Source organism: Vibrio viridaestus (assembly GCF_003856525.1).
Taxonomy (GTDB): domain Bacteria; phylum Pseudomonadota; class Gammaproteobacteria; order Enterobacterales; family Vibrionaceae; genus Vibrio; species Vibrio viridaestus.
Map to the genome: position 1 here is coordinate 647,407 of NZ_RJVQ01000002.1, position 25,307 is coordinate 672,713.

At 44.2% G+C, this 25,307-nt stretch carries 26 protein-coding genes and 1 pseudogene; 20 read left to right on the forward strand and 7 right to left on the reverse strand.

All coding sequences use genetic code 11. The annotated features are described in order from the left end of the window. The first annotated feature begins 101 nt into the window (after positions 1 to 101). From EES38_RS06935 to EES38_RS06955, 5 genes are all read left to right on the forward strand, one after another. Positions 102 to 1,010, forward strand: a complete 909-nt coding sequence (locus EES38_RS06935; RefSeq protein WP_124936432.1) for a ZIP family metal transporter — start codon at positions 102 to 104, stop codon at positions 1,008 to 1,010. A gap of 282 nt (positions 1,011 to 1,292) precedes the next feature. Further along, entirely contained in the window at positions 1,293 to 1,859 is a 567-nt protein-coding gene (locus EES38_RS06940; protein ID WP_243694162.1) for a phosphatase PAP2 family protein, read from the forward strand. A gap of 21 nt (positions 1,860 to 1,880) precedes the next feature. After that, positions 1,881 to 2,372, forward strand: coding sequence for an outer membrane beta-barrel protein (locus tag EES38_RS06945; RefSeq protein WP_124936433.1), 492 nt, complete (start codon positions 1,881 to 1,883; stop codon positions 2,370 to 2,372). A gap of 140 nt (positions 2,373 to 2,512) precedes the next feature. Beyond that, positions 2,513 to 2,998 (forward strand): DUF2127 domain-containing protein, encoded by a 486-nt coding sequence (locus EES38_RS06950; RefSeq protein WP_124936434.1) that lies wholly within the window; start codon positions 2,513 to 2,515, stop codon positions 2,996 to 2,998. An 87-nt stretch (positions 2,999 to 3,085) separates the two neighbouring features. After that, positions 3,086 to 3,535 carry a GyrI-like domain-containing protein gene (locus EES38_RS06955; protein WP_124936435.1) on the forward strand — a complete coding sequence of 150 codons (450 nt, stop codon included), beginning with the start codon at positions 3,086 to 3,088 and terminating at the stop codon, positions 3,533 to 3,535. Between the two features lie 14 nt (positions 3,536 to 3,549). Here EES38_RS06955 and EES38_RS06960 read toward each other — a convergent pair whose 3' ends face one another. The 4 genes from EES38_RS06960 to EES38_RS06975 form a co-directional block, all read right to left on the reverse strand. After that, a complete protein-coding gene (locus tag EES38_RS06960) occupies positions 3,550 to 5,670 on the reverse strand; it encodes an EAL domain-containing protein (RefSeq protein ID WP_124936436.1) in 2,121 nt (706 codons plus the stop codon). 27 nt (positions 5,671 to 5,697) lie between these two features. Continuing rightward, positions 5,698 to 6,141 carry a hypothetical protein gene (locus EES38_RS06965; protein WP_124936437.1) on the reverse strand — a complete coding sequence of 148 codons (444 nt, stop codon included), beginning with the start codon at positions 6,139 to 6,141 and terminating at the stop codon, positions 5,698 to 5,700. Beyond that, a complete protein-coding gene (locus tag EES38_RS06970) occupies positions 6,141 to 7,313 on the reverse strand; it encodes a porin (RefSeq protein WP_124936438.1) in 1,173 nt (390 codons plus the stop codon). Before EES38_RS06970 ends, EES38_RS06965 begins: the two co-directional genes overlap by 1 nt. Positions 7,314 to 7,842: 529 nt before the next feature. Beyond that, positions 7,843 to 8,055, reverse strand: a complete 213-nt coding sequence (locus tag EES38_RS06975) for a cold-shock protein (protein WP_124936439.1) — start codon at positions 8,053 to 8,055, stop codon at positions 7,843 to 7,845. Positions 8,056 to 8,340: 285 nt separating this feature from the next. Between EES38_RS06975 and EES38_RS06980 the strand changes: the two genes are divergently transcribed. Then, the gene (locus EES38_RS06980; RefSeq protein ID WP_124936440.1) at positions 8,341 to 8,829 is read left to right on the forward strand and encodes a 2-thiouracil desulfurase family protein; all 489 of its coding nucleotides are present in this window, start codon (positions 8,341 to 8,343) and stop codon (positions 8,827 to 8,829) included. Between the two features lie 9 nt (positions 8,830 to 8,838). Here the strand turns inward: EES38_RS06980 and EES38_RS06985 are convergent, their stop codons facing one another. After that, positions 8,839 to 9,768 carry a LysR family transcriptional regulator gene (locus tag EES38_RS06985; protein ID WP_124936441.1) on the reverse strand — a complete coding sequence of 310 codons (930 nt, stop codon included), beginning with the start codon at positions 9,766 to 9,768 and terminating at the stop codon, positions 8,839 to 8,841. Between the two features lie 128 nt (positions 9,769 to 9,896). Between EES38_RS06985 and EES38_RS06990 the strand changes: the two genes are divergently transcribed. The 9 genes and pseudogenes from EES38_RS06990 to EES38_RS22905 all read left to right on the forward strand — a co-directional run bounded on the left by EES38_RS06990 (position 9,897) and on the right by EES38_RS22905 (position 18,606). Beyond that, positions 9,897 to 10,661, forward strand: coding sequence for a 5-oxoprolinase subunit PxpA (locus EES38_RS06990; protein ID WP_124936442.1), 765 nt, complete (start codon positions 9,897 to 9,899; stop codon positions 10,659 to 10,661). A 36-nt stretch (positions 10,662 to 10,697) separates the two neighbouring features. Further along, positions 10,698 to 10,946 (forward strand): acetyl-CoA carboxylase, encoded by a 249-nt coding sequence (locus tag EES38_RS06995; RefSeq protein WP_124936443.1) that lies wholly within the window; start codon positions 10,698 to 10,700, stop codon positions 10,944 to 10,946. A gap of 2 nt (positions 10,947 to 10,948) precedes the next feature. Next, a complete protein-coding gene (locus EES38_RS07000) occupies positions 10,949 to 12,337 on the forward strand; it encodes an acetyl-CoA carboxylase biotin carboxylase subunit (protein ID WP_124936444.1) in 1,389 nt (462 codons plus the stop codon). Continuing rightward, entirely contained in the window at positions 12,330 to 13,214 is an 885-nt protein-coding gene (locus EES38_RS07005) for a 5-oxoprolinase subunit B family protein (protein WP_124936445.1), read from the forward strand. The genes EES38_RS07000 and EES38_RS07005 overlap by 8 nt, the downstream gene beginning before the upstream one ends. Next, complete coding sequence (locus tag EES38_RS07010) at positions 13,204 to 14,181, forward strand: 5-oxoprolinase subunit C family protein (RefSeq protein WP_124936446.1); 978 nt, start codon at positions 13,204 to 13,206, stop codon at positions 14,179 to 14,181. The genes EES38_RS07005 and EES38_RS07010 overlap by 11 nt, the downstream gene beginning before the upstream one ends. Before the next feature lie 111 nt (positions 14,182 to 14,292). Then, positions 14,293 to 15,603, forward strand: a complete 1,311-nt coding sequence (locus EES38_RS07015; RefSeq protein ID WP_124936447.1) for a purine-cytosine permease family protein — start codon at positions 14,293 to 14,295, stop codon at positions 15,601 to 15,603. 205 nt (positions 15,604 to 15,808) lie between these two features. After that, on the forward strand, positions 15,809 to 17,038 hold the full coding sequence (locus tag EES38_RS07020; RefSeq protein ID WP_124936448.1) for a hypothetical protein: 1,230 nt from the start codon (positions 15,809 to 15,811) through the stop codon (positions 17,036 to 17,038). Positions 17,039 to 17,298: 260 nt separating this feature from the next. Further along, positions 17,299 to 18,075 (forward strand): annotated as a pseudogene (locus tag EES38_RS22900) (PAS domain-containing protein); the annotation flags it as partial. Positions 18,076 to 18,225: 150 nt separating this feature from the next. Continuing rightward, the gene (locus EES38_RS22905; protein ID WP_439333245.1) at positions 18,226 to 18,606 is read left to right on the forward strand and encodes a methyl-accepting chemotaxis protein; all 381 of its coding nucleotides are present in this window, start codon (positions 18,226 to 18,228) and stop codon (positions 18,604 to 18,606) included. On the opposite strand, the gene EES38_RS07030 is transcribed toward EES38_RS22905, so the two are convergent. Both EES38_RS07030 and EES38_RS07035 read right to left on the reverse strand, forming a co-directional pair. Beyond that, complete coding sequence (locus tag EES38_RS07030) at positions 18,603 to 19,346, reverse strand: DeoR/GlpR family DNA-binding transcription regulator (RefSeq protein WP_124936450.1); 744 nt, start codon at positions 19,344 to 19,346, stop codon at positions 18,603 to 18,605. The genes EES38_RS22905 and EES38_RS07030 overlap by 4 nt on opposite strands. Before the next feature lie 15 nt (positions 19,347 to 19,361). Then, a complete protein-coding gene (locus EES38_RS07035; RefSeq protein ID WP_124936451.1) occupies positions 19,362 to 20,075 on the reverse strand; it encodes a glycerophosphoryl diester phosphodiesterase in 714 nt (237 codons plus the stop codon). A gap of 219 nt (positions 20,076 to 20,294) precedes the next feature. Between EES38_RS07035 and ugpB the strand changes: the two genes are divergently transcribed. From ugpB to EES38_RS07060, 5 genes are all read left to right on the forward strand, one after another. After that, the gene (gene ugpB / locus EES38_RS07040) at positions 20,295 to 21,602 is read left to right on the forward strand and encodes a sn-glycerol-3-phosphate ABC transporter substrate-binding protein UgpB (RefSeq protein WP_124936452.1); all 1,308 of its coding nucleotides are present in this window, start codon (positions 20,295 to 20,297) and stop codon (positions 21,600 to 21,602) included. A gap of 61 nt (positions 21,603 to 21,663) precedes the next feature. Beyond that, on the forward strand, positions 21,664 to 22,545 hold the full coding sequence (ugpA, locus tag EES38_RS07045; protein ID WP_124936576.1) for a sn-glycerol-3-phosphate ABC transporter permease UgpA: 882 nt from the start codon (positions 21,664 to 21,666) through the stop codon (positions 22,543 to 22,545). Then, a complete protein-coding gene (gene ugpE / locus EES38_RS07050; RefSeq protein WP_124936453.1) occupies positions 22,545 to 23,393 on the forward strand; it encodes a sn-glycerol-3-phosphate ABC transporter permease UgpE in 849 nt (282 codons plus the stop codon). The genes ugpA and ugpE overlap by 1 nt, the downstream gene beginning before the upstream one ends. Before the next feature lie 3 nt (positions 23,394 to 23,396). Beyond that, positions 23,397 to 24,503 carry a sn-glycerol-3-phosphate import ATP-binding protein UgpC gene (locus tag EES38_RS07055; protein WP_124936454.1) on the forward strand — a complete coding sequence of 369 codons (1,107 nt, stop codon included), beginning with the start codon at positions 23,397 to 23,399 and terminating at the stop codon, positions 24,501 to 24,503. Further along, positions 24,496 to 25,305 (forward strand): HAD-IIB family hydrolase, encoded by an 810-nt coding sequence (locus EES38_RS07060; RefSeq protein WP_124936455.1) that lies wholly within the window; start codon positions 24,496 to 24,498, stop codon positions 25,303 to 25,305. Before EES38_RS07055 ends, EES38_RS07060 begins: the two co-directional genes overlap by 8 nt. The last annotated feature ends 2 nt before the right edge of the window (positions 25,306 to 25,307 follow it).

Below are 25,307 nucleotides of genomic sequence, written 5' to 3' on the forward strand. Positions count from 1 at the left end.
ATAAAACAGTTGTATAGCTATACAACTGTTTTTTTTAACTGAAGAATCCGTGTATTGTAGAGGAATAGCAGAGTCTTAAATTTCAAGAGGATTGAAATTACATGGAGAATACCCAACAGCTAACCTGGCTACAGACCGCTCGTCACCATTCATCAAAGCATCCATACATTTCATGGGGATTGTTCGGTTCTTTTATTTTGATTGTCTTACTGGTTGTCTTGGCATTGACCGGTGAACATCAGCTTTACAGTCGCTATGCTCTTCTGGGTGGAGGTGCGGGATTTGCCGCGACGGCTATCGGAACATTGCCGGCTTTATTCCTAAAGAACATTCCTCAGCGGCTCTCTGATCTGATGCTCGGCTTTGCTGCGGGCATGATGTTGGCAGCATCGGCATTTTCGCTTCTCCTTCCGGGAATTGATGCCGCTATTAACTATACCAACAGCAACTTTATTGGTGGAATGATCGTCGTCTTTGGTATGGCGCTTGGTGTAGCTCTAATGCTGGGGCTGGATCAATTTACTCCTCATGAACACAAAGCCGGTCCATGCGGTCCTGGACACGAGCGATGCGGTCGGGCGTGGCTATTTGTATTTGCGATTGCCTTGCACAATTTTCCTGAAGGCATGGCAATTGGTGTCGGGTATGCTCAGGGTGATTTGTCGGTTGGTCTGCCACTGACTACGGCGATAGCATTACAAGATATACCTGAGGGATTAGCGGTCGCGTTAACCCTAAGAGCTGCCGGATTCAAACCTTTATTTTCAGTATTATTAGCCATTGCTACGGGACTACTTGAACCCATGGGTTCTATGTTAGGCGTTAGTCTAGCTGGTGGCTATATGCTTGCCTATCCGATTGGTTTGGGCTTAGCTGGTGGGGCAATGTTGTTTGTCGTATCACATGAAGTTATTCCTGAAACGCATCGCAGCGGGCATGAGACGCTGGCAACGTTAGGACTTATGATTGGCTTTGCCCTCATGATGATACTCGATACAACCCTCGGTTAACGTTTTCCTCCTAAGAGGCAATGCTTGTATCCTGAGCGGTAAATCATTGCCTTTTCGATCCCCCAGTTTTTATGAATATCAGTAAATGTAAGTTTATTGATAACTGAAATATCAATAATTTTATTTAATTATGGAATAAATGAAGCGAATTATTACGTAAGTCAGCGTTATAAATAGCCCATTCATTATTGGTCTGCTTTTTGCTCTATACCTAAAAGAATTGCCTCGTTAATGAGGCGAAATAATAAATAATGCTTTTAAGTGTATGGAGATAGGTTGCCTGTGAACCAATATTATCAACGTTATTCGCTTTGCAAAATAAAAACCATTTTGTTAGCAGCAGGCGCATTGCTTTGCACTCAAGCTCATGCATATAACAAAGACCTGGAAGAGGTAGGGGATGTACTGCAATGGGGGATCCCTGTCACTGCCGGTCTTATTTCTGCGTACAAGCTTGATGGTGAAGGCTTAGTTCAGTTAGGTGAAGGTGCATTGTGGACATCACTATCAACGCACTTTCTTAAGATAGGTATCAACGCTCGGCGTCCAAATGGGCATGATTATAGTATGCCTTCTGCTCATGCTTCTGGCGCAGCGCAGGGAGCTGCTTACCTTCAGTTTCGTTATGGCTGGGAGTATGGTGTTCCTGCTTATATGCTGACTGGATTAGTTGCTTATTCTCGTGTGGAAAACCGTTATCACTACTGGCGGGATGTTATTGCTGGAGCCGCATTAGCGACTGCGATACAGTATACCGTGACATTGGGCGGATTTAGCGTGACGAACCTAGCAGTGGCGCCTTACTTCGATGGGGATGCTATTGGTGTTTATGCATCCATGAATTTTTAAAAAAATTAAAAGAGAAGAAATATGAAAAAGACACTTTTAATTCCAATGTTAGCTTTGTTTGCGTCATCGACAACATTTGCTAATTCACTTGTTTATGGTGGAGCATCTGCAGGATCTTCAGAATACCTTAACGACAAATCAGTTTCTTATAGCCTTTACGTTGGTACCGGTGTGATCCCTTTTCTTGGTATTGAAGGCGGCTATACCGACTTTGGCAAGTTTGATGCTGCTGGTGGTGATATCCAGGCTGAAGCTGCCTATGGTGCGTTAAGACCAAACGTGACGTTTGGACCATTACAAATATACGCGAAACTTGGTGTCAACTCTTGGGTATTGGAAGGTGATGCTGGTGTGAATATTGAAGACGATGATGGTGTCGACGAAATGTGGGCGGTCGGTGCCGACTATGCCATGTTTGGGCCGATGGCATTGGGTATCGAATACTCCAACTATTCATTTGGCAACAAAGACGTCAAGAGCATCAATGCGACGGCCACGTTTTACTTCTTCTAAGCGAAATTATAAGACGCCAGTAAGTATAACGCTGGCGTTTCCTTTCATAACTCTTTTCAAGTGGCACAAACTTGCTGCCTTACGGAATCATTTGACTTAGAATCAGTCTTATCAGTAGATGTGTTAAATTGGTAAGAAAAATGAGTTCGTCTCCTAAAGGACTAAAGTGGGTTTCTGTATTAGAAGCATCAAAGGGTGTTATTGCTTTGGTGTTGGGATTATTTTTGTATAAATTTGCTGATATTGACGTTGTCGCCTTAATAGAAAGACAAGTTTCGTATTGGAAGCGTTGGTTACCAGCTGAATGGACCCATCGCATTATTGAAAATGCGCATAGAATAACGCCGGATAATATTTATTTCGTGGTTGCTCTATGTGTGTTGTATTCACTTATCCGTTTCGTTGAGTCATTTGGTTTATGGCATGCTTATAGTTGGACCGAATGGTTTGCCTTAGTTAGTGGTGCTATTTATCTCCCCTTTGAGTTGTACGAAGTTATTACTAAATTTGGTTTTATTAGTGTAACCGTATTATTGATTAATCTTGTTGTTGTGGGTTATTTATATTGGATTATTCGTGAATCCAAAGAAGCGAAACAACAGACTGTAATCAATACTGACGGGTAGGTTTTAATTACTTACATAAATTTAACCTGTGAATTTTAAGGTTCGTTAGACTGGTATAAATTCATCGAAAGATAGGAGAAAGGTACGATGCATTTAGAAAATATCGAAAGCTTTCAAGTAACCGGTCGAATGATTACCACGTGTAATGCTGATGAATTACAGCCTGATAAAGCTCAAATAGGTGGATTGTGGCAAGGCTTCTATGCGGAAGTTGCTCCCAAAACGGCAGTAGATAGTAAGTTATATGGTGTTTATACCAATTACGAGTCGGATCACAACGGGTTATATGACCTATGGGCCGCCACCGATGGCAAATTAACCGATATCGAAGGTAACCTAGAAGTGTTTACTGTCCCAGCGGGTAAGTATTTAGTTTTTAGTGCTGCAGGCAGCATGCCGCAAACGGTTATCGAACTTTGGCAGGAAATCTGGTCTTTCTTTGGGCAGACTACGGTTGAATATAAGAGAATATTCAAAACCGATTTTGAATATTACAAGGGTAATGAAGAGGTCGACATCTATATTTCTGTCGAGTAACTCGCAACACTATATTAGCGAATATGTGTTTCAAAGTTCAGTTCGGAAACGAGCTGAACTTCTTTGTATTTTATTTCTATATCAGAAATAACAGTCTGTAATAGTTCTATCGAAACTGGCGCAGAAAAATAATGTCCTTGCATGGTTATGTTGCCTTTATTTATCACATAACGAACATGTTCCGGACTTTCTATTCCCTCACAACAGCAGTGTAAATTGAGTTTGCTGGCCAGTTCTAAAATCGTGCTCAATATGGCATCGTCTTTCTTGCTGGTTAACGCATTCGATATAAACTGACGATCAATTTTTAAGGTGTCAATTTCGATTTGTGTTAGGTAGCTCAGTGATGAATAGCCAGTTCCAAAATCATCAAGTGCGATTGAACCTCCGCGACGACGGATGCTAGCAAAAAAACGATTCGCGAATTCAACCTCTTGCAAATAGCTTGACTCAGTGATTTCGAGCTGCAGCGAACCGATTGTTTGATGGTTATTCTCTAGCTCATTCAAAATGTGATCGTGCATTTCTGCATTGACTAAGTCTTTGGAAGACAAATTGATCGAGACTACAACGTTGTCACCACAAATTTGTTTTAGTCTTTGAAGATCAGCACAAACGCGGGATACAACCCACTGGGTGATAATATTAATCTTTCCGCCATGCTCGGCTATGGGAATAAAGTAACTAGGAGGAACAATTCCCAGCACCGGACTGTGCCAACGTAACAGAGCTTCAAGTCCCTCAACCAGACCTTCGTGAGACACTTTTGGCTGATAAACAATATCAAATTCTTCCTTCTCAATAGCTGAAGGTATGAGGCTCACAATCTGGTCATGCTGTTCTCTTTGGCGTAGCATCGAATCAACAAAGACTCGGTATTGTCCGCGCCCACTATTTTTCGCGTAATACATTGCCACATCGGAATTCGAAATAAGGGTATCGAGATTGTATTTCGCTTGGCTGGCGAGAGAGATGCCAATACTAATTGTTGTCGAAATATTCCATTGGTGAATCGAAACTGGTTGACTGAATGCCGTTACTATTTTTTCGGCAATATCTGACGCCTCTTCGATGGTTTTGCTGTCCTTCAATAGAATTAAGAACTCATCACCTGCTAATCGAGCCAGGACATCCCGAGGACCTAAATATTCAGAGACTCGGTTGCTGACAACACGCAGAAGATTATCGCCAAATTCGTGGCCCATTTTATCGTTAAAGCTTTTGAAGCTATCTATATCAAAATAGAGAACAGCAAAATCATCGTCGTTTTCACGTGATTTTTTTAGCAAAAGCAGCAATGCATTCATGATATTTCGGCGGTTAGGCAGACCCGTTAGTTGGTCGTAGTTGGCTAATTTATTAAGGGCAGCTTGTTGAGTGATTAACGCTTGTTTCTGAATTTCATTCAGCTGGTTTTCCTCGTTGATCGTCTCAAGCATCGAGTTGACCTGATGACTCAGTGCAGCGACTTCGTCCTTTCCTGCAATGTGAACGCGTAAACTGTAGTCACCCGAGCGCTCTACATCTTGTGTAAATTGTGAAAGTGATAACAGTGGCTCTAACAGTCTTTTGAACAATACCCAAGTTAACCCTATTGTCATTAACAAAAGTACTAGGACAATCGGCGAGGCGACTTTGAGCAACTGGGTTTTACTTTGGGAAATAGGTCCGCTGAAATCGTGGATAACCAACAGATATCCCTGAGGCATTGAAGCTTCACCTATGGGCTTAAGATTGACCAAAACATCCTTCAGTTGGAGCGTTTTGTAATCCATCTTCTTAATATCCGGTAATTCCCCTAATATCGTGTTCAGGCGAGGTTTACTAATACTATGCAGGTTGACGTACTGGTCAATCTGATTCCACTGTGCGTCGTAGACATTCGCGAGCAGAATGTGATCGTACTTTTGGAAAATGAGCAGTTGGTTTTTGATGTTGAAAGATGCGTCTCTTTCACCAATATAAAAAAGCAACTCGTCGGAGACATTAGAAGTAAGAGCTTCGAGATTACTTTCAACAGTATCTAAGTAAATAATCTGATGTTGACGGACTGAAACAGCAAACACGGCAAGCGCGCACAGTACTACTGAAAGTGTACTGATAAAGATAAATTTAGTGCGAATTCCCATTAACATAAAAGGATCTGCCTTTGCCCACTGCTGTTACTTCTCGTAAACTACCACGAGGCCGTTTGGTATTGCATAATCTGCTGGTAAATAACCTACCACGTTACTATTTGCTAATAGATAGTCGACTGCTGCACTTGTTGAGTCGAATGCTTTAGGTGGCTGACTACGACCAGTAAATAGAAGTTGTGCCCAATATGCTCTCACGCGTCCTTCGGTCAGACCAAGTACTTTTGTGTTAAAAAGTGTACGTGTTTTATTATCCGTAGCTAGACTAATTGGCTCGTATTTTCTGCTGAGTGTTCCACCAAGAAAGATTTGCCTAATTTCGTTCCTCGATAACTGTTTGAGCTCAGAAGACTTATTGGTTACGATTATTATATCTGATGCATAGGTTGTCACTGACATACTAACCAAAAGACAAATCGTCATACAACTTGCTTTTATGAGTGAGATGAAAGTCTGACGTAAACTTTGCATTAGAAAACCCACTCCATACTGATTTTGTATAAAGTGGCGTCTCTATCAAACCCATCTTCAATCGAATCAAAGAAAGAGTTCTTTCCTGAGTATCCATCGATTAAACAGACCTCTGCTTTTAGCGCGACTTTGGGAATGACATCCCATCGAGCTCCAATAGACCATGTCCGAACTGAATCATCACTTAGGTAGGAGGTTATGGGTTCGAAAAGCGCATTATTACGTATCGACTCGATTTGCGAATTATATTCGACCAGACTGTGTGAATACGTGGCGTAAAAGGTCCATGGGAAAATGGTGTAGCCTGCGGATAGGTAATAACTCTCGATTCGTGGTGAAAAACTCATTGAAGAGGTTATTTTCATCCATTCGGCACGACTGAAAAAATTCAGGTTGTCATAGAATAAGGATATCTGGTCTACGTCGACATAACCTTTTGTACTGTTCGCACTGCTGTTTAGGCTATTAGCGAGAGCAATCAATTGAGAGGGATCACCTCCCGCTAAGTAAGTTTGCTCAATGGCAGTAGTGAGGTTACTTGCAACGCCAGCGATCTGCGATGTTAGGTCAACATCGACCTCACCTCGGTGGTGAGAGACACGAAACTCGACATTGTTAAAATACAGTTTAGCGATCAAACCGCCGAATACGTCCACGTCAATATCTGTATAGTGGTCACTGAGATCGATTTGACCCTTGTATGTCCCTATGTATCCTTCAAATGTTGCATCAAATTGATTGAAGTTCTTACCCCAAGAGACATCAAGTCCATCGTAGTTGGGGAAAAGCCATCCACTGTAGGTTTTCTGCGGAGAGGTAATCCATGGATAACTGTAACCGACATCGATAATGTCACTTAATGCGAAGAAAGCTGTTCTCATTCTTCCTAACTTAAACGTCAGGTTGTCATCTGGGGTCCATGTTAGATAGGCCCAGTTGAGAATATCGTCGTTATCTTTTTCATCTGCTTTGAGAGTGCCTTGCAATGTCGCACTGAGATTATTATCAAATGTGAAGGTGGCCTGCAGACCCACAAGACTTTCCGGTTCTACCGAAACGTTATTCGAGTATCCAAGGAAGTTAGCCTGATTCGTGTCGAGATAGCCAGCGGTGATATTACCAAAACCAGAAATAGACCACGGGGAGTCACTTTCCTCTGCGTACGCAGTCATGCTGACAGCAATGGTCGATATACAAAATAATTGGACAAATGAGATAAAACACCGAACCATGCGATACATTATTATAAATGATGAGATAAGGTTTGATGATAATTTACGCAACGATAAAACGTCAATTTCTTATCATCATACAATTTAATAAAGATCAATAATCAGCACAGATTGTTGAATATATAAGCGTCGTGATGGGATTGGTGCGGTTTATCTAGCTTGCCGAAGTATCATAAACTTCGAACAGGCTAGTAGAGGTATATCTATTTGATTTGTGCAGAAGCCCTATTGCTTCTGGAGTGTTCTTTTGTATCTATTACTGATGGGTTATTTCTTGGATGAAATTTTTTCTTTGTTTAGTTGATACCAATGACGTTGGCGTCCTGTTCTTTTAGACATAACATTCTCCTTATTATCTTAAGTAACAAGTTGAGTATAAGAGCAAATTATTAAATTTATGTGAAGCGAAGTTGAAAATTTGAAGACAAAGTTGGTGCGACAGGGCTGCCGCACCAGAAACTGTGAGGAATTACAGTGTAGTAACCTCAGTTGCTTGTGGGCCTTTTTTGCCTTGTTCAATACCAAAGCTTACTTTTTGACCTTCTTTAAGCGTTTTAAAACCATCAGAAATGATAGATTTAAAGTGAACGAATACATCGCTCTCACCGCTGTCTTGAGAAATAAAACCAAAGCCTTTTGTCTCGTTAAACCATTTAACAGAGCCAGTAAATTTATTCGCCATAAATACCTCGTAATGAGTGAAACTTAAAGTATATGGTCTCAATATGAACATTCGAATCGTCTATCTAGGTAAATTCGACACAGGCGTCTGTCGTAGGGTTACGAGAACTATCTGGCGTGGTGTTACACTATCGGTGACTAACAACTCTTCATCTGAGCCGGAAATGAATATAAGGCCAGCGTGTTATTGGTACTAGATATCTTTCTCATATAATGAGAATTTTGGATAAATAATTTTGGCTCAATAGTTGATAAATTAATTGGCCTTTTTTACGAGAGACATTACATGGTGAATATACTTATAAGTGCTTGTCTTGACGGTAATTCTGTACGGTATGATGACTCATCAGTTTCAGTAATAAATCCTGATTTTTTATGGATTAAGCAGCACTGTCGAATTTTCACATTTTGCCCAGAAATTTCTGCGGGTCTTCCCATTCCTCGGGCACCCGCCGAAATTGAGAATGATGACGGTCTGGCTGTGTTGAATGGTACTGCAGCTGTTATTGATAAAGAGGGTAATAATGTTGCGTATGAATTTATATCTGGTGCCCTCAACACACTCGAATTTTGTCAGGAGCGGAGTATTCGCTACGCCATTTTGACTGAGTCGAGTCCCTCATGTGGCAGTACTATGATTTATGATGGTTCTTTTCAAGGAGTGAGAAAAAGAGGGCAAGGTGTAACAGCGGTGCTTTTGCGTCATCATGGTATTCATGTTTATTCTCAAAACGACATCACGCTGCTACGCCAGATAATCGAAAAAGAGCGTTGAGTAACGCCATCATACGTTTAGGTGCCCTTTAGGAATATATTGTTGCGGTGTTAAGAATGCCTGATAGAAATAGTCTCTGACGGCGTTCATGGCAGGCGTAAAATATTTTTCTTCCTTCCAGGCTAACCCCACACTCATTGGGTGAACGATATCATCCAGCGTCCGGGTTTCGATGCGTTTACCCTCTAATGACCAAGGGCGATATACTAGGTCAGATAGAATGGAAACACCCGAACCATTCGCCACCATACTTCGAACAGATTCGACGGAAGAAGTACGTAAAATAACCTTAGGTTTTAGAGACTTATTACTCCAATATCGCATTGCACTTGGCTCTGCCTCATCCACAGTCAGCATGATAAAAGGCTCGTTAGTTAAATCGTCTAGTTTGAGATTTTTCTTTTGGCCAAGAGGGTGATTGCTAGGTAACCATAACCGACGCTCTGAGCCAAATAGCTTTTCAGACACAATATCGGTTCGAGTCAGGTTGTCCGTGAGAACGATCGCCAAATCAATCTCTTCTTCGAAAAGCTTGTTCTCTATCTCCATCCTTTCGTATTCAACCAGCTCAATCGTAATATTGGGATACCAGGCGTGTAAACGCTGAAGATGGTAGGGTAAAAAATACCCCAGAACCGTATAACTTGCAGCGATCTTCACAGTTCCCGACGTTTGATCATAACTGTGAGGGAGATTTAAGGCCTCATCGACACTGCGTAAAACCTGATACGCATTGTTAAGAAATTGTTTCCCGCGTTCTGTAAGTGTTACGCCTTTTGTGTTGCGATCAAAGAGGTCCACACCGAGTAAAGATTCCAATTCTCGAATAGCAGTAGTAACCGCTGACTGAGATATATTGAGATGGATTGCGGCTTGCGAAATTTGTCCCAGCTCAGCGGCCGCAACAAAATAACGAATCTGGCGAATCGTAAGTGACATAATCTTTCCAATCCTTGAAATATTAGGTATCTGATTTTTAGATATTACACTATCAAAAAATAAATCTTTTTAAATATCATTTTTTATTTTTATATAGATATACACAAGGTCAATTAAGGGAAGTATTGATGAAACGAGTCGATTTAAACTCGGATATGGGAGAAGGCTTTGGGCCATGGACGATTGGTGATGGTGTCGATTCCGATATTATGCCGATGATCAGTTCGGCCAATATTGCAACTGGCTTTCATGCGGGGGACCCATCAACTATGGCGACCACGCTGCGTTTAGCTAAGCAACACAACGTCTCTGTCGGTGCACATCCTGGGTTCCGAGATCTCGTTGGATTTGGCCGTCGTCATATCCATTCTTCACCCGAAGAACTGGTTAATGATGTGATATATCAGGTTGGCGCACTACGTGAGCTTGCCAAAATGTATGATCTTTCTCTTCAGCACGTAAAACCTCACGGTGCGTTGTATATGCACATATCTAATGATGAAATGTTGGCAACGCTGTTTGTCGATAAGTTAAAGCAGGTTTCTCCAGACACGTATCTCTATGCAATGAGCGGCTCCAAAGTCCATCATCTGGCTCGTGATGCAGGTATTAAAGTGATTGGTGAGTTTTACGCTGACCGAGATTACGATAACAGCGGTTCGATTGTCTTCACGCGCAAAGTGGGTCGTATGGATCCTGACGCGATTGCACAGAAAGTGCTTAAAGCGTGTACTGAAGGCACAGTGACGACCGTTGAAGGTATGGATATCCCCATTGACTTTGAGTCGGTATGTATCCACAGCGATACCCCGGGAGCGCTTGATTTAGTTAAGGCAACGTACGCAAAGCTGAAAGAAGCGGGGATTTCGATAACGTCTCCCTCCGCTCAGTAACATACAGAATAAATAGAACAGGTAAAGGAATACACTATGGCTACTATTGAAATTATCTCTCCTCTTCCAGGCGTTTTTTACCGTCGTCCCGCACCGGATGCTGATGTATTTATTGAACCCGGACAACCTGTTGAAGCAGCGACGACGATTGGACTTATTGAGGTCATGAAGCAATTTTCTGAGCTGCCCGCAGATGTGGTTGGGACGTTAAAGGAATTTTGTGTTGATGATAATGGTCCTGTTGAACCCGGTCAGGTTGTTGCATTGGTTGAAGTGGAGGACTAGCAATGGAGAGCGAGCATAAGCTTCTGGTGGCAAACCGAGGTGAAATAGCGGTACGAATTATCAGAGCAGCACAAGCATTAGGAATCAAAACTCTGGCGGTCTTTAGTGAAGCAGACGAGGATTCTATGGCGGTTAAAATTGCTGATGAGTACGTTTGTATTGGACCGGCTCAGGCAGCACGTAGTTATCTGCTTGCAGACAAAATCCTTGAAGTTGCAAAAGAATACCAAGTGACTGCGATTCATCCTGGCTACGGGTTTTTATCTGAAAACGCCGAGTTCGCGGAGAAGGTAGTTGAGGCGGGAATGATTTTTGTCGGACCTTCCGGCGACACGATCCGCAAAATGGGTGACAAGGCGACAGCGATTGCAACAGCCAAGGCGGCGGGCGTACCTGTGGTACCGGGTTCTAACGGCGAACTTGCATCAGTAGATGAAGCCAAATTAGTCGCCCAAGAAGTGGGATTCCCATTGCTGATTAAAGCCTCTGCCGGTGGTGGTGGTCGTGGTATACGTATCGCCACTAACATGGATGAGTTAGTTAAAGAATTTTCCATTGCTCAGAGCGAGGCAAAAGCAGCCTTTGGTTCTGGAGCTGTCTACCTTGAACGTTTCATCTCCAGTGCGAGACATATTGAAGTCCAGGTTTTGGGTGACGGTGAACATGCTGTACATCTGTTTGAACGTGAATGTTCATTACAGCGTCGCCGACAGAAAGTATTTGAAGAAGCACCATCTCCAGCGCTCACACCGACCATTCGAGAGAGTCTCTGTGCTGTCGCGGCTAAGCTGACAAATGAGCTCAATTATAAAGGCGCTGGGACGCTCGAGTTCCTTTATGACGATAATACTGATGAGTTCTTTTTCATCGAAATGAATACGCGCATTCAGGTCGAGCATCCGGTTACCGAAATGATTACGGGCGTGGATTTAGTTCAGTGGATGATTCGAATTGCATTGGGTGAACCATTAACGCTAACCCAGCAGGATATTACCATGCAAGGTTGGGCAATTGAGATGCGTATTAATGCAGAAGACCCGGCCAAAGGTTTCTTTCCATCGCCAGGTATTGTCAGCCACCTATCTTGGCCTGAAGGAGATGGGGTCAGAATCGATTCTCACTTGTTTGAAGGTTACAAAATACCGCCATACTATGATTCGCTGTTAGCGAAAGTCATAGTGCATGGCAAGGACCGTTCAGATGCAATGACTAAAGGCAAAGAGGTTCTCGATAATTTTGAATTGGAAGGTATGAAAACAACCGTTGGTCTGCATAAGTTGCTGCTGGACGATGCGGAAATACAAGCAGCACAGTTCAATACAGGTTATCTTGAGCCTTGGCTCGAACGAAACCAGTCACTGTTAGTTCAAGGAGGAACGCACAATGTCTAAAGAAGAAATACGTTTTAGTTTTGGTGGAGATGAGCATTTATTTGCTGAAGTCTCTGAGGCCATGTCACTGAATTCGTTTTTCCGCGGGCTGGAAATTACTCAGGCTCTTGAGGCAGAGAATATCGAGGGAATTCTGGATATCTGTCTGGCGAATGCGTCATTTCAGGTGAGATTTAATCCCGATCTTGTTGAACCTCTAAAGCTATTAGAAAAAGTAAAACAGATTGCCGTAACCGCAACCGGTGACACTGGTGTATTGGATACACGTATTGTCGAGATACCAGTTCTGTATAACGATCCGTGGACACATGAGACGTTGATGCGCTTTCGCGATCGCCATCAGGATCCAAGCGGGTCTGACCTTGATTATGCAGCGAGAATTAACGGTTATCACGACAAAGACGAATTTATCGCCGCGCACAGTGAATCGCCTTGGTTTGTTTCTATGGTGGGGTTTGTTGCGGGTCTCCCATTTATGTTTCAAATGGTCGAGCAACAAAAGCAACTGGAAGTCCCAAAATATCTTAGTCCACGAACGGACACGCCCAAGCAAACACTCGGACATGGAGGATGCTTCGGCTGTATTTATTCTGTGAGAGGTGCTGGCGGTTATCAGATGTTTGGTATCACGCCAATGCCAATCTACGACCCGGCGCAAAAAATGAGTTATCTCGATGAATCGATGGTGTTCTTCCGTACCGGCGATATCGTGAAATTCAAACCAATTGACCGCGCCGAATATGACGACATTCTTAAGCAGGTAGAAGAGGGTAATTATCGTCCTACCATCAAGCCAGCTAGCTTTGACCTAACAGAGTTTTTGGCGAATCCGGAAACCTATAAACATCAGATGATGGAGGCGCTTTATGTCGATTAATGTAATCAAGCCAGGTCTGGCAACCACCGTTCAGGATTTAGGGCGTGAAGGACATTATCATCTTGGGATCCCACCAAGTGGTGCAATGGACCAGTTCTCTGCTCGCGTAGCAAATATGCTGGTGGGTAACAGTGAAGAATGCGCCGTTCTCGAAGGGGCTCTAATCGCTCCCGAGCTTCAATTTACCTCAGACACCATTGTTGCCATATGTGGTGCTCGTATGACGCCTTTTGTTGATGGTGTTGAGATGCCTCTCGACACTTCGTTTACAGTTAAAGCCGGACAGACGCTCAAATTCAGTTATCCCAAATTGGGCGCGCGCGTGTACATCGCCTTTGCAGGGGGAATTCAACTACCTGATATGCTCGGCAGTTTATCGACGTACGCCTTGGGAGCATTAGGTGGCTATGAAGGTCGCAAGTTGGAAGCGGGCGATGTTATTGACCTTGGTAAGCCAAGCCCGCTAGCAAAAGAGGGAGTAACCGTGCCAGCCGAGTTACTCCTGCCGATAGAAAAAGAAAGTCAATTACGAGTCGTACCCGGCCTCTACAATCACCGTCTGACCGAAGAAAGTGAACAACGCTTTTACAGCGAAACTTGGACCGTTGCCAGTGAAGCGGACCGTATTGGCTACCGCTTTAAAGGCGGACACCCATTGGAGTTCAAGTCTCGAGAGCAGCCTTTTGGTGCCGGTTCGGATCCGTCCAATATTGTCGATGCGTGCTATCCGATTGGCTCCATTCAGGTGCCTGCGGGTAAAGAGCCTATTGTTTTACATCGAGATGCGGTTTCCGGTGGCGGCTATCTGACCATAGGGACGGTCATCAGTGTCGATCTCGATTTGATCGGCCAAATGCAACCCAACTACAAGACGAAGTTCGTGCCGGTTACGTTGGAAGAAGCGTTATTGGCTCGAAAAGAGCGTCAGGCGGTACTTGAATCAATACGTAAGTTACTGACTCAATAGTAAAAATTCATATTAACGATAAGCGTTAGGGCTGAAATGGAGCATTCAGCCCTAGGATTCGCTCGGCTCAAAAAACCTAAGTTCATGGGATAATGATTAGGAGTAATCGACATGGCAAGTTTAAGCAATGAAAATCAAGGACAAGATTTAACCAATACCCGTGTGCCAGATAGCGCCAAGATGGGACGTTTTTCTCTCACTATGGCATGGTGGGCTGTGTGTAGTGCCGTATTTTACATCGTAGTTGGTGCTTCACTGGCTCTGTCATACGGAGCAAAGAATGCCATCATCGGTATGGTGTTATCGGTTGTATCGTATGGCATTGTAAACGCGGTTCTGAGTAAATACGCGATTAAAGAGGGGCTATCCGTCGCCTTGTTCTCGCGTAGGTTGTTCGGCAGTGTGGGTGCTTCGCTCGCAACACTGATCTTCTTTTCAACCGCAATTTATTATGCCGTTTTTGAGGGTTCGGTAATCGCTGTCGCTTTTAATCATCTTTTCCCATCGGTTGATTATCACTGGGCTGCACTTATTGTTGTGCTGTACAGCGTACCGTTGATCTTTGGTAGTGTTCAAAACTGGCTGGATAAATTTAATGGCGTACTATTGCCGTTCTATATTATTGGCTTAATTGCAGCAGTAGGTTTATCTGTCTCGACTTATGGATACCAAAGCGACTGGCTGAGCTTCGGAGCAGAAAATGCGACATCATCAGGTTGGTGGAACTGCTTTACCTACTATATGGGTGTGTGGGTACTCATGTTGTACACTTTTGACTATGCGCGTTTTGGCAAAAGTGAGGACACGACTTATCACACAACCATTAACTTTGGCATGCCATTTTATCTGCTGACATTTTTGATTAATGGTGTTGTTGGTATTTATCTCGCAGCGAGTTTGCACAACGATGAAGCCATCAGCGAAGTGAGCGTTGTCTTAGCGATTTTAAAACTGCTTGGATTCTGGGGGCTGCTCTTTATCTGGGTAACTCAGACTCGAATCAATACTGCAAATTACTATTTAGCCAGCGTCAATATGCAGTCATTCTTTGAAAACACATTGGGAATCAAAGCGACCAAAGTCGTCTGGTCGATTGTTGTTGGTGTGGTGGTGTACGTTCTCATGTTGGCTGATGTATTCACCTACATTCTTCAAGCGTTAGCTTATCAAGGCGTCTTTGTCGTTGCTTGGGTGGGGGTTGCAATGGCTCATATACTGGGTAAATCCTATTCAAATGGCGAGGGTAATAAATTCAGTATGCCGGGCTTGGCAGCATGGTTTATCAGTACCATCGTTGGGATTGTACTGATGCAGGTCGGAGGCTCATTAGCCTCGTTCTCCGCGCCGTTTACGTTTGTGATTTCCTACGCTGCGTATTCGATCCTTTCACCTCTGGGACGTACGTCGTTGGCATCAAATTAATATTTCTTTTCCTACCTGTATATTACTCGGACTCTCAGATGAAGAGGGAAAGAGGTTTCGATCACTCTTGATCACACAGCGAGCGTAAGCTCGCTCTTTTCCTTTCTATCAATATGCAACCTATCTGATTTATCTCAATGAGTTCATATTTCAATCCGCGTAAAATTTGGCCGAATATTTAATACAATTATAAGGTTAGGTAAAAATGCGGTGGTGGGTATTAGGATTGTTGCCTTTGGCCGGGATGTCGATGGCAACACAAACAAATTGCGTTAACAAGCAAACAGAAACCGATCAGTTGATCTGTTCGACGCCTTCTTTGAATACGATGGAGGACGTAGTTGAGAGCTTATATAATAGGGCTTTAGAAGGGCCAGACAGTTTAAGGCTATTAGACGAGCAGCAGGTATGGGTTGATTCACAAAAGGAGCATTGCCACGATAAATCGTCTTGCGAGCAGTTTTTTATTACTCGAATTAACCAATTATTGAATCAAATTACGCAGCATCCGGTCATGAGCCTAGAGACCAATATGACGTTACCTGATGTCGACCAGCTCGATTCCTATTCTAAAGACGGACTAGTTTTGGTAGGCGCAGAGCACTACCAACCCTGGAAAAGGCGCTCACTTTTGTCCAAAGAGTTTGTGGCGAGTCGCCCAATAGCAAAAGTGATTGGTGAGGATGTGTATGTTTTTTATAAAGTAACGACCGACAATTATCGCGACGCCATCTATGAATTGAATTTAAAATCACTGTATAAACATGTCGTGGTTCAGGGAAAAAATTATAACATCGCTCTAAGCGGGGATAACTTAGTTATCGAGGTGGAGCCTTCGGGCCAGAACGCGACGGAGATTCTCAAATATCGCATTGGCTCTGGAACTGCCCCTGTCGCTGATGCCACTATGACAGAATTTAATGACGAACTAACCAAAGGACGAACGAGTTTATACCGGCGCTGGGCATTGTCTCATGATGGTAAAAAGATAGCGTTAACCATTTCCGACCTTCAGACATTAATTCATGACACAACACTGAGCGAAACGGTTAAGAAATACCTGACCGCGATTGTAGATAAGTTAGATAAAGACACCTTGCAGTTTTCACGTACCATCGTTGTCTATGATAGTCAGGCTGAGAGTGTGCATATCATGCCCGATATTCTCGATGGGTCTGAAACGCGAGAGTGGTGGAAAATTTACGATATTGCTTGGTCTGAAGACGACAGAACCCTCTATTTTGATAATGAAGGTCAGCGATTTGCCTGTATCTGGACCTTCGACATGACCGAGAATCAAGTCACAAAAATCGTCCCAGAACATACGGCAATATCCGCGTTTCCTTTTATGTATCAGGGGAAATCTCACATCGTTTACATCCTTGGCAATGGCAGCGATGCTGGGCAATTGATGTTAGCAGCACCCGCAGATTAAGTGGTATTGATGCAAGCGCAGGTCGTTTTAGCCTGTGCTTATATCGACCAATCCATACTTGTTATTGCTTGCTTATCCCAATTTTAGCTCTTACACTCGCTGAATAATTGAATGGGTCAATACAGACCGAAGATTGGTCTATACTTCCCGCAAACGTAGATAATTCAAGCGACAGAGATAGTCGTGCTACGATTTTCCGATACGTCTTTTCATCACTTTCACGTTACTGGCTATCACACGTAAATTTTTGGTGGTAAAGCATGTTTTTTAATTTGTTAAAATCTTCAAAATCAACAGCCGACAAAGAAAATCTAGAACACGAGTTGGTCGACACGATAAAGTCTATCCGCGAACACGTCGCTTATATTTCATTTAGTCCAGATGGAACGATTCTCGATGCAAACCGAATATTTGTCGCTGCAATGGGTTATAACGAGAAAGCCGAGATTATTGGTCAGCATCATAAGATTTTTTGCGATCCTAACTACGTTGCGAGTGGCGCTTATGCCTTATTCTGGCGCGATCTGGCTCAAGGAAAAGCACAGCAGGGGCAGTTTCATCGGTTGAAAAAAAATGGTGATGACATTTGGATTGAAGCGACCTATATACCGATTCGCGATTTGAAGAACAACGTCAAACAGGTTATTAAAATAGCCAATGATGTGACGGAAGAACGTGAGGCGCTGGAGTCTCAGCTTGCGATATCTGCGGCACTACAGAAATCACAGGCAGTCATCGAATTCAAACCTGATGGAACAATCGTGAGCGCCAATGATAATTTCTGTCACACAGTAGGTTATTCATTAAAAGAGATCGTCGGTCAACATCACAAGATGTTCTGTCCACAAAAGTTTTACGATGATAATCCAGACTTCTGGCGCTCTTTAGCTCGTGGTGAATTTAAGTCGGGTTTATTTGAGCGTGTGCATCGCAATGGAAATGCCATCTGGATTGAAGCAACCTATAACCCGATTCGCGATACCGATGGTCACGTTGTCAAAATCATCAAGTTTGCCAGTGATATTACACAACGCGTTTTAGCGGCTAGAGCTACCGCAGAAACGTCTAAATTTGCGCATTCGACCGCCTTAGAAACGGTCAATCTGACTGAAAGTGGTCAACGTTCACTGGTTCGAGCGAATGAGCTATCGTCATCTATCTTGACCTCCGTCGCTGATGCAAATGATGTGATTCGCCAACTATCGGAGCAATCTCAACAGATTACTAATATCGTGACGACAATTACTAAAATTGCTGAACAGACCAATCTGCTCGCGTTGAATGCAGCAATTGAAGCGGCACGTGCCGGCGAATCTGGGCGTGGCTTTGCGGTTGTTGCTGATGAAGTACGTAATCTTGCTTCCAATACGGCAAAAGCGACAGCCGAAATTTCAGACATTGTCTCCCGTAATAGTCAACTGGCGCATCGTTCAGAAGACAACATGGCTGAAATTCAAGAGCGAATCGCGACCTGTAACACAGAGCTTGAAACGGCTAAGCAGCTGATAGAAGAGATTAGAAGCGCGGCCAATCATGTTGCGGATTCGGTTAGTGAATTAGGCCATTAATTCGCTGAAAAGATACGGTCGAACTGATTGAGTTCGACCACTTTTGTATTGGCTTTTCTTTGCCATTTTGCCTGATTGGCAACCAGCCACTTCTGTTGGGCATTGTTGAGGATCGCCTGACTCACAGATGCTTCTCGCAGTTCATACTCCATCGCAAATTCGACAAAATTGTCCTGATGTTTACTATTAACTCCCAGTGAAGACAAGCGACTGACGGCTGCGCAGCCGATGATGCCGATATCGGCTGAAAAACGGCTGAAAAACTGACTGACATTTTCACCAACAATATCTCGATCGTTACTACGAATACGCCCCTCGGGGAGCCAAATTTCAGCTTGTTCATGCTGTGAGAGGATATGAGCTGCTTCGAAGTTATTGGTGACGACCCGCAGTTCGCTGTGGTGAACTAAACGTTCAGCGATGAAAGCGATGGTCGTGCCAATCCCGAGAAAGATCGTACTGCCATTGGGGATCTGACTTGCTACCTGATCCGCGATGTGTTGTTTCTCAGATTGATTTGTTGTTTGTCGGGACAGGTAACTCCGGTTCGAAAGCGTGGCAGGCAAGCCGACACCACCATGATGTCTTCTTGCTAACCCTAAAGAGCAAAGTTCGTTGATATCGCGCCTAATTGTCTGAGTTGTGACGGAAAAGTGCTGCGATAATGCTTCAATCGAGCAATATTCTTCACGCTGAACACAATCTAAAATTTGTTCTTGGCGAACCGATAAATTATCCATCAATCTTCTAGCTGCTTAGTGTGCGTAGCGGTGAGGTTTATCCGTGATCATCATATCCACTCCCCATTGCCAGAATGCCTGTACGTCCATGGGGTTATTGGGTGTATAGCAATATAATGCGTAGCCCCGATTTTTAATTTCCAATGCCTGCTTTTCACTGAGATGACGATAATCGCAGTGCACACTGAATGCTTCTAATTTGCTCAGAATATCAAAGGCGCTATCCGGCATTTCTTCCCAAAGTAAGCCACGACGAATTGTCGGTAGCGCTTTCTTGATTTGCTCGAGTGCACTAACGCTAAAGCTCGAAAAAATAATCTGGTTATCGCTGATGTCTACCGCGTGTATTGCGTCTGCTACTTTCTCGCACAGCAGAGCTTCGTCATCACCAGGGTAAGGTTTTAGCTCGATATTCAAACCAATATTATGCGTTTTTGCTAAGCGTAAAGTGTCTTCCAAAGTAGGAATGGTTTCATTACTGAAAGCCTGATTGAACCAATCCCCCGCTGAGTATTGCTGTAATTCCGCTAACGTCATCTCTGCGACTTTCCCTGCACCGTTAGTGCAGCGCTCCAGCGTCTGGTCGTGAATCACAACAGGGATGTGATCGGCGGTGAGTTGAACATCCAGTTCGATCCACTGGCAGCCAAACTCAATCGCCTTTTTGAATGCAGCTAACGTATTTTCTGGCGCCTGACTTGAAAACCCACGGTGTGCCATGACTCGCATAATGCTTACTCCACTGACGTTGTTGAAGGAAGAATTCCAAATAAATGTGACAGTTATATTGCGATCTTATGAAGAATTACTCTGTTCAAATAAGTTCATTTACTTGTCATTTTAGCGTCATTTTTCTTCCGTAGCGTTCATATGAACATAAATGGAGTGAATTTTCGCCGTAAGTGAATGTTCGCTTGAATCTGAAATGAGAATGTTAGGGAAATTAGCATGACGCTTAAAAAACTCGTTGGTTTGGCTATCGCAGCAACATTGGTGAGCTCACCAGTCTTTGCCAAAACAGAAATAGAATGGTGGCACGCAATGGGCGGTGCTTTGGGTAAGAAAGTAGACCAAATCGCAGCGGATTTTAACGCCAGTCACGATGAGTACGAAGTCAAACCTGTCTACAAAGGCACGTATGCAGAGACAATGACCAGTGCGATTGCGGCGTTTCGTGCCAAAGAGCAGCCAGCGATTGTTCAGGTCTTTGAAGTCGGTACTGCGACAATGATGGGCGCAAAAAAGGCGATTTATCCTGTTTATAAACTGATGGAAGATACCAAAGAACCTTTTAATCCCAATGATTATCTTTCTGCAGTGACCGGTTACTACACCACCAACGATGGCAAAATGCTATCGATGCCATTCAATAGCTCAACGCCTGTTCTGTATTACAACAAAGACATGTTCAAAAAAGCCGGCGTCACTGAGCCGCCAAAAACATGGGATGAGATGGGTGAGGTTTCTCAGAAACTGCTGAAGTCTGGCGCGAAGTGTGGTTTCACTACAACGTGGCAATCCTGGACACAAATCGAGAACTTTGGTGCTCGTAATAACGTTCCTGTTGCGACGGAAAATAATGGTTTTGGCGGACTGGACACCAAGTTTGAATTCAATGCAAAACCTTATGTAGACCATATCAATCAAATGGCGCAATGGGCAAAAGACGGCGTATTTAAATACGGTGGCCGTCAGTCTGATGGCATGCCGTTGTTCTATACCCAAGAGTGCGCAATGAGCATGGGGTCTTCTGCGGGTCTGGCTGGTATCAAAGAAAACATGAAAGGCATTGATGTGGGCGTTGCGCAGTTGCCGTATGACTCTCATGTCATTAAAGAGCCTCAGAACACAATCATTGGTGGTGCGTCACTTTGGGTGCTAAGTGGTCATTCAAAAGAGGAATACCAAGGTGTTGCGAAATTCTTTAAATACCTATCGAGCGCGAAAGTACAGGCAGACTGGCATCAGTTTACCGGTTATCTGCCAATTACCAAGCAAGCGTATGAGTTAACCAAGCAACAAGGTTTCTATGAGAAAAATCCAGGTGCTGAAGTAGCCGTTATTCAAATGACGTCGAAAACGCCTACGGCAAACTCAAAAGGCATTCGCTTCGGTAACTTCCTACAAACGCGTGACATCATTAACGAAGAGTTAGAGTCAGTTTGGGCGGGTAAAGAGTCAGCGAAAACTGCTCTAAACAACGCTGTTGAACGCGGTGATGAACAATTACGCCGCTTTGAACGTACACAAAAATAATATGTATCACGAAAGCGGATCCTCGGGTCCGCTTTAACCTGAAATAAGTCTACTGATTATGATGTCATCTCAAGTGGTGTTTAAGCATCGTTGGCTTCCGTTGATGCTTATGGCACCTCAGCTTCTTATCACGTTTGTTTTCTTTCTCTGGCCAGCAGGACAAGCGATTGTCCAATCGACTCAGCTAGAGGATGCGTTTGGTATGTCGACAGAATTTGTCGGCATGGAAAACTTCCTGCGTTTATTTTCTGATAGTAATTATCTCGAATCTTTGGCGACGACCTTTGTCTTTAGCGCCGCGGTAGCTTGTTTGGCACTGGTTAGTGCATTGATATTGGCAGGAGTGGCGGAGAATATTGTTCGTGGCGCATTGGCGTATCGCACTTTGCTTATCTGGCCCTACGCGGTGGCTCCTGTTGTAGCGGGTTCGTTGTGGCTGTTTTTATTTGACCCGACCATTGGCATCGTCAGTGACTGGATTCGCTTTCTGGGTGTGGACTGGAACCCAAAGCTGAACGGGACGCAAGCACTGATCATGGTGGTGATTGCCTCGACGTGGAAACAGGTCAGCTATAACTTTCTTTTCTTCCTTGCGGCGCTGCAGTCGGTACCCAAGTCTCTCCATGAAGCGGCAGCAATTGATGGCAGCGGTCCGGTAAGACGTTTTCTCACGATCAGTTTTCCGCTGATCACACCAACCAGCTTCTTCTTGCTGGTCGTCAATTTTGTGTACGCTTTCTTTGATACCTTCGCCGTTATCCATGCGATGACTCAGGGCGGCCCAAGCAACAGTACGTCGACGCTGGTGTATAAAGTCTATAACGATGGCTTTATTGGATTGGATATGGGTTCATCAGCGGCGCAGTCGGTCATCCTGATGATTATCGTCGGGCTGCTTACGGTGATTCAGTTTAAATACGTTGAGAAGAAGGTGACTTACTGATGGTAGAGAAAAGACCGTTATTCAAATTATTTTGTCATCTGACTTTGATTCTCGGCATTGTATCGGTCGCGTTTCCCGTCTGGCTGGCGATTGTGGCGACGACCCATAGCAACAACGAGTTTGCGACTGGCACACCGCTTTGGTTTGGCCATTTAGGTCTCGATGTGTTTAAAGATCTGTTCAATTCGCAAGACAAAGTGAATAACTCAGAGTTTCCGTTAGCGCTCATGTTAACCAATTCATTGATCATGGCGCTGTGTATCACTGTAGGCAAATTGGTGATTTCGATTCTTTCAGCGTATGCGGTGGTGTTCTTTCGCTTTCCGGGAAGAATGCTGGCGTTCTGGGTGATCTTTTTCACGCTTATGTTGCCAGTAGAAGTGCGCATCATGCCGACGTTCGAAGTGATCACCAACTTACACATGCTCAATTCGTTTTACGGTTTAACGATTCCACTTATCGCCAGTGCGACAGCAACGTTTTTATTTCGTCAGTTCTTTATGACGGTTCCCAATGAACTGGTTGAAGCCGCACGTATTGATGGCGCGGGCCCGTGGCGGTTCTTTTTCGATATCTTGTTGCCACTATCGCGCACCAACATCGCAGCACTATTCGTTATTACCTTTATCTACGGCTGGAACCAGTATTTGTGGCCGTTACTAATAACCACAGACATCAAATACTACACCATCGTGATGGGCATTAAGCAGCTACTTAACGTCAACGATGGCATCGTGGAATGGAACAAAATTATGGCTATCACCCTTATCGCTATGCTGCCACCTGTACTGGTGGTGATTGGTATGCAAAAAGCGTTTGTGAAGGGACTGGTCGACTCGGAGAAATAAATTATGGCGACATTAACGTTAACAGACATTAAAAAGTCCTACTCAAATGGCTTTCAGGCGATACATGGTGTTGGTCTGGATATCGATGATGGTGAGATGGTGGTACTCGTAGGCCCTAGTGGGTGTGGTAAATCAACATTGCTAAGAATGATTGCAGGGCTTGAAGAGATAAGCTCCGGTGAGCTGATGATTGACCAACAGCCAGTTAATGACCTCGAACCGGGTCAACGTGATATTGCGATGGTATTCCAGAATTACGCGTTGTATCCGCATATGTCGGTATTCGACAACATGGCGTATGGACTGAAAAACCGCAAAGTACCTAAAGACCAAATTCGCGAAATGGTGGAAGAAACCGCCACCATGCTAGAGCTTGATCATCTGTTGGATCGTAAACCAAAACAATTGTCCGGCGGTCAGCGTCAGCGCGTTGCAATGGGACGAGCAATTGTCCGTTCTCCTAAAGTCTTTTTGTTTGATGAACCTCTGTCTAACTTAGATGCAAAACTGCGTGTACAAATGCGTCTGGAAATTAAAAAGCTGCAGCGCCGATTGAGAACAACATCGGTGTATGTGACGCATGATCAGGTCGAAGCGATGACCCTTGGCGATAAACTGGTGGTGCTGAATAAAGGTAATATCGAACAGGTGGGAACACCGATGGAGATCTACCAAAAGCCAGCGTCCTTGTTTGTTGCGACATTCATCGGTGCACCTGCGATGAATATCTTAACCGGTTTGGTCACAGCCGATGGACTGCAGCTTGGTGACTACGAATTCAAGATGGGCACGGAGTGGTGGAGTCTGGGTAAAGTCAAACTTGGGATGCGTCCGGAACACATTCAGATCGTTGACGATAACCCAATGTTTGAAGCGCAAATTGACATGATGGAAGCCCTTGGTGCCGACTTATTACTCTATTGCCATATTCGTGATTGTGATGATCAGAAACTGATTATTCGCGTACACGGTGAGAGACAATTTACAACGGGAGAAATGCTCGGTCTCGCCATTGATGTCGATAATATCCACTTATTTGATGCGCCGACTGGGCAACGTCTGCCATCACCGTCATCGGTTGGAATGCAGAGTGAGATTGTGAATGGCTAGAGCGATACAGCAGTTAAGTGCTGACAGTGCGAAAAAGATTCAGTGGCTACTTACGGATGTGGACGACACTCTGACCTGGAGAGGCAGATTGCCACCAGAAACGCTCGCGTCACTGGACCGTTTACATCGCTCTGGGATTAAAGTGGTCGCGGTAACCGGTGCCTGTGCAGGATGGTGTGACCATATAGCGAAGCTTTGGCCTTTGCATGGCGTGATCGGTGAGAATGGCGCGTTCTGGATGGTGAAAAATCGCGATGGATTTAAGACCCATTATGCCCAACCGCTGGAAACCATGAGTCTGCATCAATATCAGTTACGTGAGAGAGTTCAGGAGATTCTGGATGACTATCCGGGCGTCGATTTTGCGGCCGACCAAAGTTACCGCGTCTGCGATGTGGCGATTAACTTGAGCCAAGACCGAGAGCCAGTGGACAAAGTGGTTGCTCAGGCAATAGCAGAACGCATTCGTGGCTTAACCATTGATGGTGCGCCAGTAAACGCGATGCTCAGTTCGATTCACATCAACGCTTGGGTTGGTGAGCATAGCAAGCAGCTCAGCGGCGAATCGTTTCTACGGATAATGGCGCAGCAGGATAACCTTGATTTAGAAACGGTAACCTATGTCGGTGACTCCCACAATGACGAGAGCATGTTTGCTTGGCTGCCGCTGACCTTCGGTGTGAACAACATTCTGGCAGTGATGGACGATTTAACTCATCGGCCTGATTTTATTACCGATCGTAACGGCGGATATGGGTTTTCTGAATTAGCGGAAAGGCTATTGGATTTACGTCGAGCATAGTA